The 19,698-nt window shown below is 38.5% G+C and carries 19 protein-coding genes and 1 pseudogene; 11 read left to right on the top strand and 9 right to left on the bottom strand.

The features are described from left to right. Window positions 1-232: 232 nt before the first annotated feature. The 5 genes and pseudogenes from B3297_RS11280 to B3297_RS11260 all read right to left on the bottom strand — a co-directional run bounded on the left by B3297_RS11280 (window position 233) and on the right by B3297_RS11260 (window position 5,509). Complete coding sequence (locus B3297_RS11280; RefSeq protein WP_070566826.1) at window positions 233-1,045, bottom strand: helix-turn-helix domain-containing protein; 813 nt, start codon at window positions 1,043-1,045, stop codon at window positions 233-235. A 92-nt stretch (window positions 1,046-1,137) separates the two neighbouring features. Continuing rightward, a complete protein-coding gene (locus B3297_RS11275; protein WP_070566824.1) occupies window positions 1,138-2,157 on the bottom strand; it encodes an SDR family NAD(P)-dependent oxidoreductase in 1,020 nt (339 codons plus the stop codon). A gap of 177 nt (window positions 2,158-2,334) precedes the next feature. Continuing rightward, a complete protein-coding gene (locus B3297_RS11270) occupies window positions 2,335-2,844 on the bottom strand; it encodes an STM3941 family protein (RefSeq protein WP_070566822.1) in 510 nt (169 codons plus the stop codon). Window positions 2,845-3,045: 201 nt separating this feature from the next. Next, a pseudogene (locus B3297_RS11265) lies at window positions 3,046-4,386 on the bottom strand (outer membrane beta-barrel family protein). A 250-nt stretch (window positions 4,387-4,636) separates the two neighbouring features. Next, window positions 4,637-5,509, bottom strand: coding sequence for a carboxypeptidase-like regulatory domain-containing protein (locus B3297_RS11260; RefSeq protein WP_070566816.1), 873 nt, complete (start codon window positions 5,507-5,509; stop codon window positions 4,637-4,639). A gap of 275 nt (window positions 5,510-5,784) precedes the next feature. Between B3297_RS11260 and B3297_RS11255 the strand changes: the two genes are divergently transcribed. The 5 genes from B3297_RS11255 (at window position 5,785) to B3297_RS11235 (ending at window position 10,022) form a co-directional block, all read left to right on the top strand. Then, entirely contained in the window at window positions 5,785-6,426 is a 642-nt protein-coding gene (locus B3297_RS11255; RefSeq protein ID WP_070566814.1) for a MarR family winged helix-turn-helix transcriptional regulator, read from the top strand. A 110-nt stretch (window positions 6,427-6,536) separates the two neighbouring features. Next, window positions 6,537-8,015 (top strand): phytoene desaturase family protein, encoded by a 1,479-nt coding sequence (locus tag B3297_RS11250; RefSeq protein WP_286778920.1) that lies wholly within the window; start codon window positions 6,537-6,539, stop codon window positions 8,013-8,015. Window positions 8,016-8,019: 4 nt separating this feature from the next. Beyond that, window positions 8,020-8,856 carry a phytoene/squalene synthase family protein gene (locus tag B3297_RS11245; RefSeq protein ID WP_070567139.1) on the top strand — a complete coding sequence of 279 codons (837 nt, stop codon included), beginning with the start codon at window positions 8,020-8,022 and terminating at the stop codon, window positions 8,854-8,856. A 9-nt stretch (window positions 8,857-8,865) separates the two neighbouring features. Next, window positions 8,866-9,324: a sterol desaturase family protein gene (locus tag B3297_RS11240; RefSeq protein WP_070566810.1), complete on the top strand. Its 459-nt coding sequence runs from the start codon at window positions 8,866-8,868 to the stop codon at window positions 9,322-9,324. After that, complete coding sequence (locus B3297_RS11235) at window positions 9,321-10,022, top strand: lycopene cyclase domain-containing protein (protein WP_070566807.1); 702 nt, start codon at window positions 9,321-9,323, stop codon at window positions 10,020-10,022. The genes B3297_RS11240 and B3297_RS11235 overlap by 4 nt, the downstream gene beginning before the upstream one ends. A 136-nt stretch (window positions 10,023-10,158) precedes the next feature. Here B3297_RS11235 and B3297_RS11230 read toward each other — a convergent pair whose 3' ends face one another. Together B3297_RS11230 and B3297_RS11225 are read right to left on the bottom strand one after the other, a co-directional pair. Continuing rightward, window positions 10,159-10,425, bottom strand: coding sequence for a hypothetical protein (locus tag B3297_RS11230; protein WP_139145013.1), 267 nt, complete (start codon window positions 10,423-10,425; stop codon window positions 10,159-10,161). A 142-nt stretch (window positions 10,426-10,567) separates the two neighbouring features. Then, a complete protein-coding gene (locus B3297_RS11225; RefSeq protein WP_139145012.1) occupies window positions 10,568-10,846 on the bottom strand; it encodes a Crp/Fnr family transcriptional regulator in 279 nt (92 codons plus the stop codon). Window positions 10,847-11,533: 687 nt separating this feature from the next. On the opposite strand from B3297_RS11225, the gene B3297_RS11220 reads away from it, so the two are divergent. The 4 genes from B3297_RS11220 to B3297_RS11205 all read left to right on the top strand — a co-directional run bounded on the left by B3297_RS11220 (window position 11,534) and on the right by B3297_RS11205 (window position 14,209). Further along, the gene (locus B3297_RS11220) at window positions 11,534-12,607 is read left to right on the top strand and encodes an ATP-binding protein (protein ID WP_070566801.1); all 1,074 of its coding nucleotides are present in this window, start codon (window positions 11,534-11,536) and stop codon (window positions 12,605-12,607) included. Window positions 12,608-12,622: 15 nt separating this feature from the next. Next, entirely contained in the window at window positions 12,623-13,195 is a 573-nt protein-coding gene (locus tag B3297_RS11215) for a hypothetical protein (RefSeq protein WP_217493542.1), read from the top strand. Next, window positions 13,180-13,551 carry a helix-turn-helix domain-containing protein gene (locus B3297_RS11210; protein ID WP_217493541.1) on the top strand — a complete coding sequence of 124 codons (372 nt, stop codon included), beginning with the start codon at window positions 13,180-13,182 and terminating at the stop codon, window positions 13,549-13,551. The genes B3297_RS11215 and B3297_RS11210 overlap by 16 nt, the downstream gene beginning before the upstream one ends. Before the next feature lie 76 nt (window positions 13,552-13,627). Further along, window positions 13,628-14,209: an NAD(P)H-dependent oxidoreductase gene (locus B3297_RS11205; protein WP_070566799.1), complete on the top strand. Its 582-nt coding sequence runs from the start codon at window positions 13,628-13,630 to the stop codon at window positions 14,207-14,209. A gap of 94 nt (window positions 14,210-14,303) precedes the next feature. Here the strand turns inward: B3297_RS11205 and B3297_RS11200 are convergent, their stop codons facing one another. Both B3297_RS11200 and B3297_RS11195 read right to left on the bottom strand, forming a co-directional pair. Then, the gene (locus B3297_RS11200) at window positions 14,304-16,502 is read right to left on the bottom strand and encodes a hypothetical protein (RefSeq protein WP_217493540.1); all 2,199 of its coding nucleotides are present in this window, start codon (window positions 16,500-16,502) and stop codon (window positions 14,304-14,306) included. A gap of 263 nt (window positions 16,503-16,765) precedes the next feature. Continuing rightward, a complete protein-coding gene (locus B3297_RS11195; protein ID WP_112375903.1) occupies window positions 16,766-17,284 on the bottom strand; it encodes a ferritin-like domain-containing protein in 519 nt (172 codons plus the stop codon). Between the two features lie 363 nt (window positions 17,285-17,647). Between B3297_RS11195 and B3297_RS11190 the strand changes: the two genes are divergently transcribed. Together B3297_RS11190 and B3297_RS11185 are read left to right on the top strand one after the other, a co-directional pair. Next, window positions 17,648-18,772 (top strand): aldo/keto reductase, encoded by a 1,125-nt coding sequence (locus tag B3297_RS11190; protein WP_070566797.1) that lies wholly within the window; start codon window positions 17,648-17,650, stop codon window positions 18,770-18,772. 108 nt (window positions 18,773-18,880) lie between these two features. Next, entirely contained in the window at window positions 18,881-19,525 is a 645-nt protein-coding gene (locus B3297_RS11185) for an Imm19 family immunity protein (RefSeq protein ID WP_083295987.1), read from the top strand. Window positions 19,526-19,698: the final 173 nt, after the last annotated feature.

Raw genomic sequence — 19,698 nt, 5'->3', positions numbered from 1 at the left:
CTGGAATAAAATTCATAAAATAGAATTGATTCGAAGGTATTATAAGCTGCTCCCATTAGACGTATAAGAGTTGGATTCATCTGTGCTAGCTGATATATATGAGTTTTCAGTCTGCACGATGATAGGTGGCCTTTGAGATAAGCTTGCGCTCGCTATGATTTGTATTCAACGTTTTCAAATGCTTAATATGTATCCGGAATGAAATTCGCTATTAGACCTATTCAACATTTTTTCAAAGTCCCGATGCTAGCAGATCGGTAGGCGTGTAACCAAAATGCTTTTTAAACGCATAGGAGAAATGTGAAAGATTTTCGAATCCTACCGCGTAACAAACTTCGATTGGTTTCATTCTTTTTTCAACAAATTGATAGTGTGCTAGCTCCAATCGTTTTTTTGTTAACCATCGCTGCGGTGTGAGGTTGAAAATCTTGCTAAAATCCCTTTTGAAGGTGGTGAAACTTCGTCCTGTCAGATAACCGAATTTTTCCAGCGATAAATTGAACATAAAGTTCTTTTCCATATAGCCTGCCAGGTCAATTTTGCCGGGTTCTTCAAAGTTAGCCAAAATAGGATCTATTTCTTTATCTATCGCCCGGAGGATACTGATTGCTTCCGTGATTTTCAGGGAGGCAATGTTCTCGGGCAGTTTCTGTAGTTCAAAATCAGGAATCAATGAGGAAAGACAGCTTTCCAGTAAAGGATGATTGTTAAAGCTGTATATCTTTTCCGATTTTCGAGCAGAAGGCTCTATGGTCAGATTTGCATAGAAATTTTTTAGCTTCTCACTCGTTAAGTGCATCACGACCGTTTTGTGAGGCTGTCCATCTTTTGGGTAGTTGATAATTGTTGCTAACTGATTTCTTGGAATTAGAAAAATATCACCTTTTTTAAACACGTAAGTAGCATCGGCTTGTACAATTTTTGTTTCGCCGGAAATAAACCAGATTAACATATGGCACTCGAAACTGATATCCGATTTGAAAAACTTATCCTCATAACAGGATAGCTTAATATCATCTGTTATATATTTTGCTTTATACTCCATGATTCGAATTTTCTGTTCGGCTTTAAAGGCATTGTGATGACATAAATATAAAAAATTAATAGCTAAATCTTTTATCGTAAGCCGTTTGGATATTAGTCTATATTGAACTTTACTCCGATCATTTCTTCACTAAGGTGCCAAAGGCGTTTTGCTGAATCTTTATCCAATGAATATTGTTGGACACCGTTCTGATGCAGTTTTGTATGGGTTGGGATTAAAGGATCTGTTGGTAGCAACTCTGCGATATCGTTATCTTCCAGATATACACCGCCTATTTCATCTAATAACGGACTGGTCGCTGCAAAAACCGTAGTCGCAGCACCTTGTGGAATGGTCTTCAATGCAGCCATCATCGCTGGGTGTATATTTCCATTTTCATCTAAAAATCCTAACTTCCTCCATTGTTCCGGGTCTGCATCCCGCCCCAATTCTGTACCTCCGATCGAGCCGGGATGTAAAGAATACGCCCTTATATTAAAATCTTTGGCTCGGTTATCTAGCTCTAAAGTGAAAAGATTGCTTGCCGTTTTTGATTGACCATAAGCCTGAAGAGTTTCATATTCGCGATTTTCAAAATTTGGATCTTCAAAATTGAAGGAAGAATTATGGTGTCCAAGAGAAGATACATTGACAACTCGTGCAGCACCCGCCTGTTTTAATGCGGGCCACAGTCTAGCTGTAAGATGAAATTGCCCTAAATAATTTGTCGCTAGTTGCGATTCAATTCCACGTTGGTCACGCTGCAAAGGGACCCACATAATACCGGCATTGTTGATTAGTAAATGAAGTGGTCTGCCTGATAAAATGAATTTTCTAGCAAATCTGTCAATAGAAGATGGTTCAATCATATCCACTTCTTCGATTTCGATATTTACTATACCTGCTAAATTTACTTTTGCTTTTTCAACGTTTCTTGCAAGAACGATAACAGTTGCACCGGCAGAAGCGAGCGTTTTGGTAGTTTCAAGTCCGATTCCCGTATTACCTCCCGTTACAATTGCGATTTTATTGCTTAGATCAATTCCTTTAATGACGTCCTCGGAAGTAGATTTTGCTGTGAAGCCAGAACCGATTGGTTTCTGTAATGCCCCTTGATAATTGTTTGCTTTCATTTTTAAAAATTTGATTTTGTTAAGACAAAGGTAGGAGGGATTTTGACGCAGGGTTTTGTTTAGACGTCCTAACTTACTTTGTTTAAAAGATCAATGAAAAATATTAGGCGAACAACTCATTCAATTGATTTGTACAGGTTTTGAACGATTTTGGGGGATCTAATCTTTTTCTTTTTACTATTGCTGATACCGCTGATAATATGATTCAATGAGGTTTTTGAGCTCATTGAAGTCAAGCGACAACTGATCGGATGAAATGGCTATTCCATTTTCGAGCAGATGTTGTTGTACTTGTGGAGCGAACTGCTGTATATAATTTTCGGGATTGTGTAGCTTCAAAAAAACAAAATGGACACCATGGGCCATCCCTGTTGAGACGGATTGAATCGCAGTCCATTTTACTGTCCCAACCTTTATTCCTACTGGTGTACCGTTATATCGAATACCATCTGCGTTTAATAGGAGGCCGGTTCGATTTTTATTAAATAGGGCCTTTATACCACCAATCAGACAATAACACCCTAAGCCTCCTAAGGTCAACATCAGTGACCCAGGGAAAATTCTTATTTTTTCGGCGACAAAGAAGATATAGTAGGCAAATGCCAAAGCCGCTATCGTCATCAGCAAACCAAACAGCGCTAATTTCAGGCGCTTTTTATTATCAAATTCTATGATAGTCTCATTCATAATTCACTTTTTCTTCTATGTATTTATAGGACTAAATTAGAATAACTTTCCTCAAATTTTCAAGGGAATTCCAATTCGTGGTGAATCGTTTTAAATTCGCGGTATTTTAATGTCTATCTGTATTTAAACTATTTTCTAAACTCAATTATATCCAGCGCTATGCCTCCACGAATCATCTGTGATGATCAAAGTATTGATGGGTTAATCTATCCTCGAATCCTTTTCGAGCTTTTTGGTCTGTTTTGCTGAAAAGGTTTTTCCAAAATTGTAGCTGAAACTCAATTTTGCATAGCGTGACTTCAATTTATTCACTGTTTCAATGCTAATCACATTGCCTAAACTGGAAATAGGTCCTTTTTGTAAGTTGAAAATATCCTCAATCGTGAGGGATATATTTAACTTGTCCTGAAGCACTTTTTGCTGTAAACCCGTCGTGATATATCCCGTTGCGCCATATTGCATTTGAAAACTATTTCTTTTCGATGCATAAAAGCCGAGTATTTGAACAGTAGTCTTTGGCAGAATATAGATGAAAGTATTGATCGACCCACTAAAGTTGACAATCCCAGGTAACAAAATATCTTCTGTATTGTTCGATCTGAAAGTTGGGCGTTGTGCTGATAAATATGTACTGACATTCACGCTGCTTCCAAACTTGTTTTGCGACATGACATAACCTCCAATTTGATTTAGATTGTAATCATTATAATAGTTAAACTCTGGACTCCCAACTTCCTCATTATATCTGGAGATATATGTAAACATATTCTTCGAGGAGTTTCCATATAAAGAAAATATCAGTGAATGGTTGCTATTCCACTTATGTGAATATTGCAGATCTAGCCTATTCGCAAAATATGGCTTCAAATGCGTGTTACCATTGGTGAAATAGATAGGATTATTGTTCACCGCAAAAGGATTGAGCATACTATACCCGGGACGTTCGATTCTTCTGTTCCCTGATAAAGCAATGCTGTTTTTAAGGTCTTCGAAATCATAACGTATATTAAAGTTCGGAAATAAATTAAGATAGTTGTTTTTAATTTGTTCGTCAGTTGAAACGGCTCGTAATTTATAGTCGAATGATTCTAATCGCAAGCCTAAATCGAAGGAGAAGTGTTTCAATTTACCATTCAGAGAAGAATAGGCTGCAAGTATATTTTCGTTATATTAAACCTTATATTCATTATTTAATTCTCCTGCATCGATAATTCCATCTGTGGCTAGATTCTTAAAGAAGCTTTCTGTATTTGCACGGGCATATTTTGCACCGAATTTTAGATCAATACCCTTTCCAATGTTTGTTTTGTAATCTGTATTGAATGTCCAGATTTCATATGGTCTGGAAGTAATAAAATTTCTGCTATCATTTTCTGAGGAATTTATTTCCGTGTTAGAAAAATCATATGCCTTTCTCCAGAATGAAGTGTTATTCTCATTCGAGTATTTCGCGTAATTCATACCGATCGAAAGCTTGCTTTTCGTTTTAAAATCTTTATCATAAATGAAGTCGGCGATATGAAAATTATTGTCCAAAAACATGAAGTCCTGCTGTTTAAGCTGCCTTTGAAATTGATCTTCCCGATTATAGATCGTAGCGTCTCTTTCATTAGGAAATTTGCCATAAAAGCTGGCGTACCAATAATTAAAAGAGAGTGTGCTCGTCGAATCAATATTATAAAGTGTATTGGTTTTCATGGAATGTGTTCTTTGGGATCTTTGGCTGGCCTGTTCTTGTCTATAGAGATAACTAGAATCGGGTAAGTAATAGTTTTTTATTAGATCGTTTCGTTTATGTAGGGTTTTCACTATATGAAAAATTATAGCCCACTGAAATTTCAAACTTACTTTTTTTAAGATTTAAATTGAGCGATTGGTCCGTCCCCCAAAGGGTGGAAACACTTGTAATTGCCGACCCAAAGAAGCCCAAATTGGAATTTTTCTTAAGTCTGATATCGAGCACACCTCCATCTCCGGCGGAATCATATGCCGCACCCGGACTTGTAAGCACGTTAACGGACGAGACCTCATTGCTCGGTAGAGATTTCAGGTAGTTAAATAAATCTTGACCACCCAAATTGACTTTCCGACCATTGATCAATACAGTAGCTCCTTTTCCAAGCAATTGTAATTTGCCTTCCATTTCATCAACTGTTAATCCCGGAACCTGCTTGAGCAGTTCTGCTATATTTGTACTATTGCCTAGTATATTGTTTTCCGCATTAAATCTATACCCACCGGTAATAAGTTCTAGGGGAGGTTTTCTGGAAGAAACTGCAACCTCCTCAAGCTTATTGTCAATCTTATGAAGCTTTATAGTACCCATATCTATATTGCTCCCGTTGGGTATTACAATTCTTTTTATCTGAAACTGAAAGCCCATATGATTGATTTTTAGGTAAAATGAACGCTGACTATGGGTCAATTGGAAGTCCCCACTTTCATTTGTCACCACTGTTCTGACAGGATTGCTGCCACTTTGATGATCCAGTAAGGATATGGAAACTAAATGAACAGGTTCGTTAGTAATAGAATCAACTACTTTTCCCGTAACAGTAAAGGTTGAATCGATGAATGAAATGATCGTCGTGTTAGACGAAGCATGAGATATAGCGAAAAACAACAGGTATGGGAGAACTAGGGCAATTTTTTTTAACTCTTTCATGTATTTAAGGTTCTTGTGCAAAGCTTGATGACAATTGTTTGCAGTTAGTGACTATAGGTTAGTCGAGCTCACGGAAAAAATGTTGCACGTGTAATAATAAAAACGAACATAACTTTAGAACCTTGGTCTTGTTATAGTTAAAGCAAGTCTCTATCCTCGATGGGTTACAGTTTGCCACTATTAAGGCTATGATGTTGGTTTATTTTTATTCTAAAAAATATTATTTTTAAAATAATTAAAACAAATATGGTATATTTATGTTCTAAATAAAGTGTATGAAATATCAGCTTTTAAAAGAAATCATTGGATTAGTTGAAGAGTTTGAACAGGAAAACGTAGACGGAATCTATAGCACTGACGCAAATGGATTTAAACGTTGGATAGTAACAAAGGCAACCGATGTTCTCGAAGAACCCAATTGGGACGGTAAGGAAAATGGGCGTAGTCCGGAAAGTGTCATCAGCACGTTAATAGTGCATATGAATAGGTTCGCAAAAAGTTATTCAAAGGCTGCTATTTGGGAATCTGATTTTTCCACACAAGAGGAGTTTATCTATCTTATTACACTACGGTCCTTTGGTGAGATGACAAAAATGGAATTGATCAGAAGGAATATTCATGAAAAACCAGCCGGCATGGCCATTATAAACCGTTTGATCAAACAAGGTTGGATACGTCAACACGATTCAAAACTGGACCGCCGCAGTAAGTTGCTGTACATCACGGAAAATGGCTTGTCGGCATTGGACCGGCAAATGGGAAAAATACGTCATGCGACGCAGATTGTTTCAGGCGATTTGACCTACCACGAAAAAATAACATTGATAAGTTTATTGGATAAACTGAGCAAATTTCATCAATTAATCTATGATAGAAATATTGCACCGGAAAAATTGCTGGAGCAAGTGAAGTTATAATCCACATCGGGATGCGATAGAAATGACAAAAATCAATAGGATGTGTACATTACTAGTTGCGGTGCCAATAAGTATTGGGAATTGCCCAAGTAGTTTAGCTAAAAAAACAAATGAAAAAGAAGGTAGCCGTTATTGGCGCAGGTTTTTCGGGTCTTTCAGCGGCAGCGTATCTTGCTAAAGCAGGGTACGATGTGCATGTTTTTGAGAAACATACGCAGCCCGGTGGAAGGGCGAGACAATTCAGTACGAAAGAAGGATTTAAATTTGATATGGGACCGAGCTGGTACTGGATGCCCGATATCATTGAGTCCTTTTTTTCGGATTTTGGATGCAGCACAGCTGATTTTTTTGAGCTTGTATCGCTCAATCCTCAATTTGAAATGATATTTGGCTCCGGACAAGTTCGTGTTCCGGAATCCTATCAGCAATTAAAACTATTATTTGAACAGATCGAACCTGGGGCTGGTACGCAGTTAGATCGATTTATGGAAGCTGCAAAATTTAAGTATGAAGTGGGGATGCGGGATTTCGTCAATAAACCCTGTCACAATTGGGGCGAATTTCTCTCTCCAAAGATTGCACTTAGCGCTTTTAAGCTAGATTTGCTTTCCAATTTCCGATCCTATGTTGCCAAATATTTTAAGGACCAACGATTGCGGACATTAATGGAATTTCCGGTCATATTTCTGGGCGCCTCACCCAAGGATATTCCGGCATTATATAGCCTGATGAACTACGGCGGTTACGCACTTGGCACTCATTATCCGAAAGGAGGTTTTTTTCAATTAGTACTGGCGATGCAGCAAGTAGCGGAGAGGCAAGGTGTCACTTTTCATTTCGATCATAATGTTGATACATTAAAAATTGAAAAGAATAAGATCACTTCATTAGGTGTTAATGGCGTAGATTACGCATTTGATCTTGTGGTTGCATCCGCTGATTATCATCATATCGAAACACTACTTACCAAGGATTTGAGAAACTATGATGAAGATTATTGGAAGAGTAGGACCTTTGCCCCTTCGAGTTTGATATATTATCTGGGGATGAAATCGTCCATTCCAAATCTAACACACCATACACTGTTCTTTGAGCATCCGTTGGACGATCATATTGACTGTATATATGGTGAAAAAAAATGGCCCCAAAATCCACTGTTCTATGTATGTTGTCCATCCAAAACGGATCCTCATGTGGCTCCCCCAGGCAGTGAGAACCTCTTCTTGTTGATGCCGTTGGCGACAGCTATCTCAGACGATGATGAAACACGTGAAAAATACCTAATTAAGATGTTAGAGCGTTTGGAAAAGCATACTGGTACAAAAAACCTATACGAGCAGATTACATACAAGAGAAGTTACTGCGTAAGCGACTTTATCAGCGATTACAATGCTTACGCTGGAAATGCTTATGGGCTAGCAAATACATTAAAACAGACAGCGGTATGGAAACCCAAGATTAGAAATAAGAAAGTCCATAATCTTTTTTATTCAGGTCAGCTGACAGTTCCTGGTCCCGGAGTACCTCCATCCATCTTATCGGGGAAAATTGTTGCCAAAGAAGCCATTGAATTATATCGTAAAACATAAGACCATGAAAAAGCTATTTGATGAACTCGCTTATGAAGTAAGCAAAAAAACAACTGAAAAGTATAGTACAAGTTTCTCGCTTGGTATATTGGCCCTCAAGCCAAGCATTAGGGCTAGTATTTATGCAATCTATGGCTACGTAAGGTTGGCTGATGAAATAGTCGATAGTTTTCATGGTTATGATAAGCAGCGACTTTTGGCGCGGTTATACCTCGAGACTAACTGTGCTTTAGAGGAAGGTATCTCATTAAATCCGATATTACAGTCTTTTCAGGAGACGGTGCATAAGTATGCTATCGACATCGAGCTGATCCGACAATTTCTGCATAGCATGGAAATGGATCTGAATAAGGTCGACTATAATTCCGAACGTTATAAAGAATATATTTATGGTTCGGCTGAAGTGGTGGGGCTGATGTGTTTACAGGTTTTTACAGAAGGTAATAGACAGCGCTATGAGGAGTTAAAACCTTACGCCATGAAACTGGGTTCTGCATTTCAAAAAATAAACTTCTTGCGTGACCTCAAGGAAGATTATCAGGTGCTTGGACGTACCTATTTTCCAAACCTGGATATGGCGGTGTTTGACAATGCACTCAAAAGCCAGATTGAGGATGAGATACACAGCGAATTTAAGGAAGCGCTTTTGGGAATCAAAAAATTGCCTGCATCGGCAAAATTTGGCGTTTATCTGGCTTATAAATATTATCTTTCACTATTTGCGAAGATTCGGAAAAAATCCTCCAAAGAAATTTTGGAAAGCAGGATTAGGATACCTAATGCACAAAAAGCCTACGTTGCTTTTAAAAGTTATCTACGTTACAAAGCTGCTTACTTATAAAATAGAGTTATGAATTTTATTACAGTATTGGTCACTTTTATTGCTATGGAGGGCGCCACCTGGCTTATCCATAAATACATTATGCACGGCTTTCTCTGGATATTACATCGCGATCACCATGATCACAGCAATGTGGGGTTTCTGGAAAAGAATGATTACTTTTTTATCATTTTTGCCCTTCCCACGATCGCGTTGATGTATTTTGGGTCGTTAAAGGCGTACAATTATCTGTTTTATATTGGATTGGGAATTATGCTCTATGGTATGGCATATTTCTTTGTGCATGATATATTTATCCATCAACGTTTCAAATGGTTGAGTAAAACGAATAACCCTTACTTTTTAGCGCTTCGTCGCGCCCATAAACAACACCATAAACATTTAGGCAAAGAGGAGGGCGAGTGTTTTGGCTTTTTATATGTTCCAATGAAATACTTTAAAATGTATACTAACAATGAAAAAATATGATGCAATATACTTATTCGCTTATCTTATTTTTTACGGTCATAATCTGTTTTGTCGCATCCTTCGACAAGCGGCTTCGATTCGATCGTGAGTTCATCCCATTTTTAAAGGCATCAGCGCTTGTTGCTGTATTTTTTATAGCTTGGGATGTCTGGTTTACCAGTAAGGGAGTGTGGTGGTTTGACACAAGATATACCTTGGGACTGGCTATAGCAGGACTACCATTGGAAGAATGGCTATTCTTTATCTTCATCCCTTTTTCATGTATTTTTACCTATTTCTGCATCGATAAATTTTTTAGATTACAATCGCTATCGGCTTTTAATAATGTTGTTGTCTTTGTAAGTTTCATTATATGTGCTGTTGTTGCCCTTCGATATGCTGACAGAATCTATACCGTAGTTACCGCTGCTGTGACTATGGTGACATTGGTGCTTTTTCACTTTGTATTTCGGATACAATGGATTACGCAGGCCTCTTTAGTCTTCACTTTGCTGATGCTGGGCTTTTTACCTGTCAACGGCATACTTACCGGAACAGGATTGGAGTCCCCTATTGTCAATTACAATCCAATGGAATTTATGGGGATTAGGGTACTTACGATTCCGGTTGAAGATGCAGTGTACGGATACACTCAGTTTTTGTGGGTTCTTTACTTTTTCAAAAAGTTTCAAAGTATGCCCCTAAAATCCAATCTATAAAGTGGATGCATTTGGACAGCTCAAATAAGCTCAGAAATCCGCTGCTTGATTTTTTGGAAAGTAAATCCATGTTTGTAATGGATTTACTTTATCGACTCTCACTTTGAATTAAAAATACCTTAATTAATTTTTTTGCTTATTGTTTTACCCAGTAAAAAGTTTTTGAAAAGATGCCTTTATGGGCCACAATTTTCAACTTTTTTCCCTGCAGGTACATTTCGCAATTGCCTTTTTGGCCAGTATCATGGTTTTCCACAGTCCCCTTCCATTCATTTTTTTCAAAACGCACATTGTAGAGGGTTGGACGTCCTTTGGGATCAAGACCAGAAAATTTTCCGTTGCTGTAAGTGATGGTGATAATGAAGCCTTCCTCGGTTTTCCATTTACCTGCAAAAATTATCATTGGAGGATTGAGCAACACTCATTATTGCCATGAAGATGATGACAAGGGATGACAGTATTTTTTTCATATGTAATGATTTCATACTGCAAAGCAAATTAAAATAATCTGCAGTGTTTTTAATATATCTTAAAAATGAAATCGACTACCTGCACGCGCGTATCACGCTTAGTGTTTGTTGGGTAATACCCAGATAGGAGGCAATATGTCCCAAGGAGGCTCTTAGCAATATGCCAGGAAATTTGTCGAGCATATTTTTATAGCGTTGCTCGGCAGTTTGAAATTGTAATGCAAGAGTTTTTTCGGATAGCATACTAATCACTTGCAGCGATACCTGCAGCCGGAAGTTCTTAAAAGCAGGGATGCTATTACAGAGTTCGTCGAGTTTGCTATAGGGGATAGCACGCAAACAAGCTTCTTCCAATACCTGTTTACCATAGGGGTGGGGGCGGTCAAAAAAAAACTTTCAAAAGATATCAGGAAATTATTCTCGTCGAAAAAATAATGAGTGATATCCTTTCCATCTAAATTATAAAAAGCGCGTAATAATCCTTTTTCAATAAAATAAACATTTTGGTGGTGATTGTCAGGATGTGCCAGTACAGTACCTTTCGCAAATATTTGTTTACTAAAGGCTCTGCCGATAGCATCACATTCGGCGCTGTTCAATTTTATGTTTCTAAGTAGATAAGATAAGAGTTCCATTTACTTCAAATATAGAAAAATGCAACAGGCTGCCCATAATTCCTCTCCAAATTTATTTGAATATTCTCCAAGTCCATCAGGCAATAAATGGATTAATTTCACCGTTGGCAAAAGAGTGTGAAATGTATGCCCAAGATTGAATTTTTTAATACCTAATGGATTGTGCAGCAAGTTGCTTTAAGTAGGAGATAGTATCTGGTATAAGAAATGATATTTCAGCCCTTACCAAGCTTTCTATTTTGTAGCAATCCTGTAACGATTGATGTCAGTAATCAATTCAGCCCTATTGCTGTTTAAAATGAATTTAAAAATTTTTAGATGGACCCAAATTACGGTTTTGAGCTTTAATACCGCAAAACAATATCTGTTTTTTTCTTGTTTTTATTCATAATATATAGGGTATTTAATGAATAAAAACAAGAAAATTAGTGACTTAACTCAACTCAACGAAGACCTGGAAAACTATTTTAGCAATACCATTATCCCGCAGTTATTCGTTGATGCTAACTTAATTTTAAGAAAGTTCACTCCACCAGCAATGAAGCAGTTTGATCTTAAATCTGAATTCATAGGAATGCCGCTAGAGGATATAAGAGAAAATTTTAGATTTCCGACCTTTATCAGTAATATAAACACGGTGATAGCGACAGGTAAAATCTTGGAGAAAGAAATACAGACTACAGATTTAAAGTGGTACCAGATGAATATACTCCCTTATCATGTCCGTAATGAGAACCGGACGAATGGAGTCATTATTACATTTGTAGATATTACGCCAAGAGTAAAGGATCTTAAAGAACAAGAACGGCTTGTTCTAGAACATGAGTTGCTGCTCGATACAATAGCCCATGATATTAAAAATCCATTATTGGTACTTAAACTAACATTTGGGTTAATGAAGGAATTTAAGGATAAAAATTCAGCGAAATTCTTGCCCTTAATGCAAAATCATGAGAAAAGTTTGGTAGAAATAAAAAAAATAATAGATGATCTGACCGAAAGTCGTTGGGAAAAGCAGAAGTATCAGGCATCAACTGAACTGATCGATCTTCCAAATATTCTAGAGGACGTGCGGTTGAGTTTAGCACCGCAGCTGATAGAAACCGATGCAATCATCCGACAGGATTTAAAAGTTTCGGAATTTACTTTTGTACGACGTAAGCTGCGTAGTGTGCTCTATAATCTGATGAATAATGCGATTAAATATACACCAGAGTCACAGTCTCCAGAAATTCTAGTGCAATCTTTCAAGGAAGATGGCTATGTCGTTATTTCTGTAAAGGATAATGGGATAGGCATGGGGCCAGAAGTGCAGCAGACGATTTTTGAGAAATTTAAACGCGCAACCAAAATGGTCGATGGATCTGGCGTAGGTCTATATTTGGTCAATACGATTGTGACACAAGCTGGTGGAAAGATCGACTTAATAAGTGAGCCTGGGCATGGAACAGAAATAAAGATCTTTTTGAAGCAAGATTAGGTTTGAACTTCGGAAATGATTGATTTAATTGATCATGTTGAATTTGTTCGTAGATTAGAGGAGAAACACCAAAATAGCAGTAGCAAAAGATCAACAGTTTTAATATGGATGCCACAAATCATGAAAGCAGACGAACAGACATACCGTAGTTACAGGCTTTCCATTGCAAGCGAATTTGAAACGGTGTTTTCTCATTTTTATTTTGCAGAGAACAATTCAGCAACTGCCCTAACGAAAACATTGTTGCCGTCTTTTCAGACTATTATGGTGTTCAACTTTGGTACAATAGTCCGATTGGTTTCTGATGCCAAAAATGAAATCGAGGTGGACAAATGCATCGTACTAGGTCCCTTAAAATCTGCCTTTGAATATACACTTCTCCCCGGATCACAAATTTTAGTGGTTAATTTCAAGGGCGATGCATTTTATCGTTTTTTTGGAAAGGCATTTCTTTCACAGCATTTGCCAATAAACCCAGATGAAGTTATAAGTGAAAATTGTTTTAGCTACCTGTGGCATCAGTTGAACGGTATGACAAGTGTATCAGACCGAGTAAACTGCATTCTCGATTTTTGCAGACTTACTTAAAATCACAGCACAGCACCGCGGCTTTATTGGCTAATTTTAAAGACAGTACACGCAATCCAGTCAAGACCATTGCCGAAGAAACCGGGCAAACTGAAAGAAATGTGCAATTGACGCAAAAAAAGCATTTTGGCTATAGCTCCAAAGAGCTTAGTAGATACCAGCGTTTTGTAAAAGCAATTGAACTGATACAACATGTTCTTTTATCATCGAAAAAAGTGGACTGGTTTGAAATTATAGCTGAATGTGGATATTACGACCAAAGCCAGCTTATCCGGGATTTTAAGCATTTTATCAATCTTTCCCCAAGAAATTTTGTTCGATTTCAGCAAGATATCTGCCGGGCTTCAGGAGAATAGCCTTTTCGTTTTCTTACAATTTTTCCGTTTACTTTCAGGCTATTTTTGTTTTATTCAATTACTTAAAACAAAAAAAATGAAACATCTTATTATTTATGCCCATCCAAATACGGCAAGTTTAAATCATTTATTCAAGCAAACAATTGAAGAAACACTCCTGCAACAAAAGAACGAAGTTGTAGTCAGGGATCTGTATCAGCTTAATTTCGACCCTGTGCTGTCCCTTGAAGATATGGACGGACAACGCAGGGGCATCGTAAGCGAAGCAATTAGAAAGGAACAGCAACATATTTCCTGGGCTGAAGCTGTTACCTTTATTTATCCGATATGGTGGACAGGTATGCCGGCTATGATGAAAGGATATATCGATAGGGTATTCAGCTACGGATTTGCCTATAGGTACGATAACGGAGTACAAAAAGGACTGTTGGCCGGTAAGACCGCCTACATTATCAATTCACATGGAAAATCAAAGGCTGAATATCAGGAAATAGGAATGGATAGGGCGCTGATACTGACCTCCGACAGAGGTATCTATACCTATTGTGGCTTCGATGTGAAGTGCCATTTATTCTTTGACCGTGCCGACCGTGCAGCAGCAGAAACGATAGATGAATGGAAAATGGAAATCGTTGATGCTTATTCCTTGGTTCGATAAAGTCCTTTTACCAAGAAGTTAATTTCAGCTATATTAACTTCTTGGGAGGACGGAGGTGATCTTGATCGGATATGCTATCAACTTTTTTGTTCATCTATTTTCTTGTTATTCTAACCATCCCAGCTCCGGCTAATTCGTAAAAACCAGTACGACTTGAATGCACACGTTTATATGATGATTTAACTTTTTGTTCTACGCTTATTTTGGTTAATACTTCTCTGGAAAAGCCTAAAAGCCTCATTTGTGCCCGGAGCAGATCACTGCCCTCCAATCGGAAAGTGACTGAATCTTTGCCGACTCGAAAGTTTGAAATTGGGTAATTTATAAAAACTATTCCACCCCAATTGGCCACTTTAAAATACTGTCGTGGTATGATACCAAAGGCCAGTCCGGCGCCATATACTTCCTGGCCGACTTCACCGCTTTTCTCCCAGCCATCATGTATGTCTTGAAGTGGAATCCATAGATCTTTTTGTATTTCACCCGTTTTGGTTTTTTCGACAATCATTTCTGTCGGAAGTAGCGGAGGGTAATAGTAGGCGAGTCGGCCCGCAGCATACTTGATAAATTCCGGGATCAATATTTTTAGCGATGGAAGAATAGCCATTCCTGCTGCCACCTCAAGATAATGATGCAGGGCAGCAAATACTTCCAGCTCTTCGTATGCCGCGGTATAGGGGGCATCTTTCAAGGGAAAAACAGAAAAAAAATAAGGAAAGTTTTTGCCGTAACCATAATTGCATTCCCACAATTGACAGTTTTTAAATATGCCGGCGAGGCAGCAATAGCTTAGTTTTAGGTAATGCTCATCGTCGGTCACCTTATACATCTCCAAAAAGGCCCCAGCAGCAAATGCCGTATTGTTGGCCTGATAAAATATATCAAAGGCCAGACCGTCTAAACTTTTAAGTGCTCTGCTTGCTTCCAGAAAAAATCGTTTTTCTTTGGTCAGCTGCCAGGCCAGGAGCATAACGTGTGCATATGATCCCGGGACGTCTTTTTCACCACCTTTACCTGGAGTCGTTTCGGCTTTTAATACCTCCAAAGTGGTCATCTTATAAAAGACAGGCCATTGATAGTCAAAATGTTTGGCAACCTTTATCGCATAATCTATCGAATCCAGAAATAGTTTTTCAGCCATCTTGTCGCCCCGCAATGCAAGCCTGGCGAGGTTTAACAAGGGGTGATGTAGATACCAGGAGTCCATTACCATCTCACTCTTTTGCTCTTCGGAATGATCCAAGTCATCTTTTAACGAAGGGTGCCACCTGACTAAACTCTTTATAGACTTATCATAAAATGAGGTGAGTCCATCGGAGAGCTCCTGCAACAAAGGGTGCTGCTCTCCGGTCCAGGTAAGATACTCATGCAATGGGAGTATGACGGCAAGCTGCACCATGATTTCTGCAGGCGTTTTGTAGTCGCCCACATAAGCATTCAGATAAGGACTGCCGTCTGTTTGTGTCCAGCAACCTTTGTTGTTCGAAATATTATCCAGGATCTTTTCAGCCGACTGCAGCCAATTATGTTGGCTGGCTTCAGGCTTAGGAAGGAGGAGGTATATTGATGCCAGTGAATCGAGGTAACTTTCAACGACCTCGACGTCACTTTCGGGAATCTTTTCATCGAGCTGTACAAAAGCATCCGAAATGATATATTCTTTATTGGCCGGCAATGGTTTTTCAGCGTTTACAGGAAACTGGAACCCCAGTTCTGGCCATTCACCGCCGACAGTTTCCCGGAGTGATACTTCTGTTTCCTGGCAATAGGGAGACATGGCTGTGAGATTCTGAAAATAGAACACCGAACCGGCTTTTGGCTTTGTCATACTAAAATAAAGCTGTCCTGACCGGGACCCTACCTGTTTGGCATGTATTTTTCCCACTGTATTTTCAGTATTTCCATCTTTAGTCAAGGGAACAATATCGCGGGGCCAAAACGGGATAAGAAGCGGTAATTTCGTTCGCAAGGTCGTGGTATAACGAAAGGTGGCGCGCAGACTTTCGGGAAAGAAGACAATGATTCGATAATAGGCTAACCTAGTAGAAGCAGTGATAAGGATCTCATCGGGAGCTTCGGAGATCGTCACCTTTTCAAACCTGCTATTCATCCCAAAGGCCAGTCTAAAGGCTATGCTAGCGCCCGTTGGCCAGATAACCACGAGCCAAATCGAATCGCCTGGATTATGAATTTTGAGTCTGTATGTTTTTAGGTCTATTTCAAAAATAGACGTAGAATCTGCTATATCAGCCTGGACCGTTGCTGTCCAAGGAGTGACGGGATTTATCATCATGCTAATTTCTTAACTGTATAATGTGCTTGTCTCCTTATAGGAAGAGAAGCAAGGTAACAATCGTTTTAACAATTGATGTTTATGGTACAACTACGGTGAAAACGTGTTTGTCCTGTTTTTCAATTAGGCTGATGAAAGGAATAACTAAGCTTTGAAGAAAATAAATTGATTGTGGCTAGGGATAGGATGTGTTTTGCTAAAGATAACTCAATGGACGATTGCACAGGTATAATAAATGCCCGGATTACCGGGCATTTATTAACTTATGACGCAGACTCGTTTACTGACGAGACGGCTATTTCTGTGAGTAATGTATCGGTTTGCTTTTCCTCATCTAGTGTTTGTTGAAGCAATTGCTCGGCTTCAGTATGGTTCATTAATTTTGCAAATGTGACAAGGCAACCATAGCTGGCGATTTCATAATGTTCAACTTTTTGGGCTGCAGAAATGAGTGCCGCATCTAGTGCTGGATCGCCTTCAAAATTTTCAATGATTTCATCAGCTTCCTCCAGCAGACCTTCCATAGCTTTACATTTTTTCCCGCGGGCAGCAATGCCCAACGCTCCAAATACTTCTTTAAGCCGCTCGATTTGTCCTTCAGTTTGGCTGTGGTGCTCCTCAAATGCTTGTTTTAATTGTTCGTCTTCTGCGGCTTTGCTCATTTTCTTTAAACCTTTTAAGAGCTGTTTCTCCGCGCCTAAAATATCTTTTAATTCGTCTACAAATAACTCATGTAAATGCTCGTTTGGCATTTGTTGCTGATTTTGATTCGATTTTGCCATAATTCTTTTTAGAGATGGACACGAGTGGGGAGAAGATCGTTTTTAAAAATTCTTAATTTTGATTTCTGTTTTGTCAATTCGGGAGTACAATTATTGGAAAAGGTCTAAAACGTATTGCCGGGGATCAACTATTTCTAATTTTTTTAATTGTGCTGGATCTACCAATCTATTTCTTGGTGTGGTCACTAATAGTATGCCATCGTCCTTCATGCGATAGCGATGATCTGCTATAGTGATGATCTTCTAAAACAAAGCAGGCCTGAGAATGGTTTTTTTAGCAGAATCCTGATTGCTATATGCATATTGAATTTGGCCATTGCAAATAAATAGCACAGTCAAGGGAATTTAGATAAGGTGCCGCGTATGAAAAGAAGAAAATTTATAGTGCAAACAGGCCTTGCAGGATCGGGCTTAATCTTTAGCGCAGCGGCACCTAATATTTTGGTAAGAACAATTAAAGAACATAGTATGGTAAAACCTGATAATTTAAGCAAACACAGACGTTTTCGCTCCAATAATAAAGCCGGGTTTGGTGGCGTGGCATTAGGGAATGGCTTTCAGCAAAACGCAGATCTAGAATGTCTCCAAGCAGTAGAAGCAGCTTGGAATGCTGGGATACGATTATTTGATACTTCCCCATGGTACGGATTGGGCATCAGCGAACGCAGAATGGGCTTGTTTTTAAAAGATCAGCCACGCGACAGCTTTACCCTTTCCACTAAAGTAGGACGACTCTTAGAACCTAAAGAGGACTTTACCATGGAACAGTTGTTATGGAAGGGTAAAATGAATTTTCGTTATCAATACGATTACAGTGCTGCCGGTGTGAGAAAAAGCGTAGAGGATAGCTTACAGCGCATGGGCTTATCATCTATAGATATCGTATATATTCATGATCTTTCACCCGACAATGGTGATATGAAAGACAGCTATGGAAGTTACTTTGAGCAAGCGGCGAAAGGAGCGATGCCCGAGCTGACTAAAATGAGAGAAGAAGGTATAATAAAAGGATGGGGGCTAGGTGTCAATACCATCGAACCAATTTTGCAAACATTAGACGTGGCAGATCCCGATATTTTTCTTTCAGCCTGCCAATATTCGTTGATTAAACATGATGACGATTTGAATAAGGTTTTCCCAAAGATCGCTGAGAGAGGGTTGTCGATTGTTGTAGGCGCACCACTGTGTGCTGGATTTCTGTCAGGCAGGGACCGCTACCTATATGATGGAACGTTTCCTGCTGGGGTTAAAGAAAAGTTGAATGCTTTACAAAGGGTGGCTGACGATCATGCTGTAGACCTGCGGACAGCTGCATTGCAATTCGCTGCAGCACCAGACGAGGTTTCAGGAGTGATACCCGGAGCACATACCGTAAAGCAGGCCATTCAAAATGCGGAATCTTTCAAGACTAAAATTTCCGCCGATTTTTGGGAAGAATTAAAACATGAAAAATTAATTGCGGCAAATGCTCCCGTACCAAAAGCATAGCATTTAGAATCGTACCTTAAATAAATTGGCTTGCCGTATCGAATTTGAATAACAGTATCTAAATATGAATAGACAAATTACACAAAACAACATAAAAGACAATACAACATAAAAGACAATACATTCTTTTGGTATAGCTATATTAAATGGTTCAATGGATACGACGAAATAAACGAGATCAACATTGACGAAGCATTAGAAGTTATCGGCATTGACAAAGAAAAATTAGCGGAATGGGAAGAACGATTTTTTTCGCTAGATGACTTTGGAGAAGTTTCAAAATTTATCGAAGGAAAATTAGATGGAGATACGACCTTCTTAATTGAATTTCAAGATCATGAAATTAGATTTTTTCTTAACGACATTTACTTTGGGAAGTTAGGTGGGCATTTTGAAGCTTGGTTTCTAACTTGGGATGAACTGTTATCACTTCAACAGTTTGAACAATTATTTCTGCTTATGTTACCAATGACAGCAATTGAAAGAGAGCAAAGAGACCATGCGAAGCAGATTATATATAACCATTTAAAGACAGTACCACAGTTTGAGCAAAGTGCGGAATATATTTCTAAATGTATTTTAAACGGACTTTTAATTGACGAGGTCTTTTTTGAGCTTGATGAAGTGGGTACAGTAAACAATCAAAACCATAGTGTTCGAAATATTCGAAAATATCCAAGATATAAAGAAAACATAATTGAATTGAATAAAATCTTAAAAAAAAATTGCAATAAAAAACTCGGCTCATTATAGTTACGCCAGATCCGCGGCTCATGAAATTCTGGTGCGATCTTTCAAAGAAAATGGCTATGTTGTTATTGCTGAAAAGCTCTTTGATACTTTGCCAAATAAAAAGTTTTTTTAAAATGCCTTAATGCGCCACAATTTTGATTAAAGTCTCTGCAAAAATGAGCGATAAATAAATT

Source organism: Sphingobacterium sp. UBA3519 (assembly GCF_002377215.1).
Lineage (GTDB): Bacteria > Bacteroidota > Bacteroidia > Sphingobacteriales > Sphingobacteriaceae > Sphingobacterium > Sphingobacterium multivorum.
The sequence above is the reverse complement of the archived record's forward strand: the minus strand, read 5'-3'. Positions and strand labels throughout refer to the sequence as shown.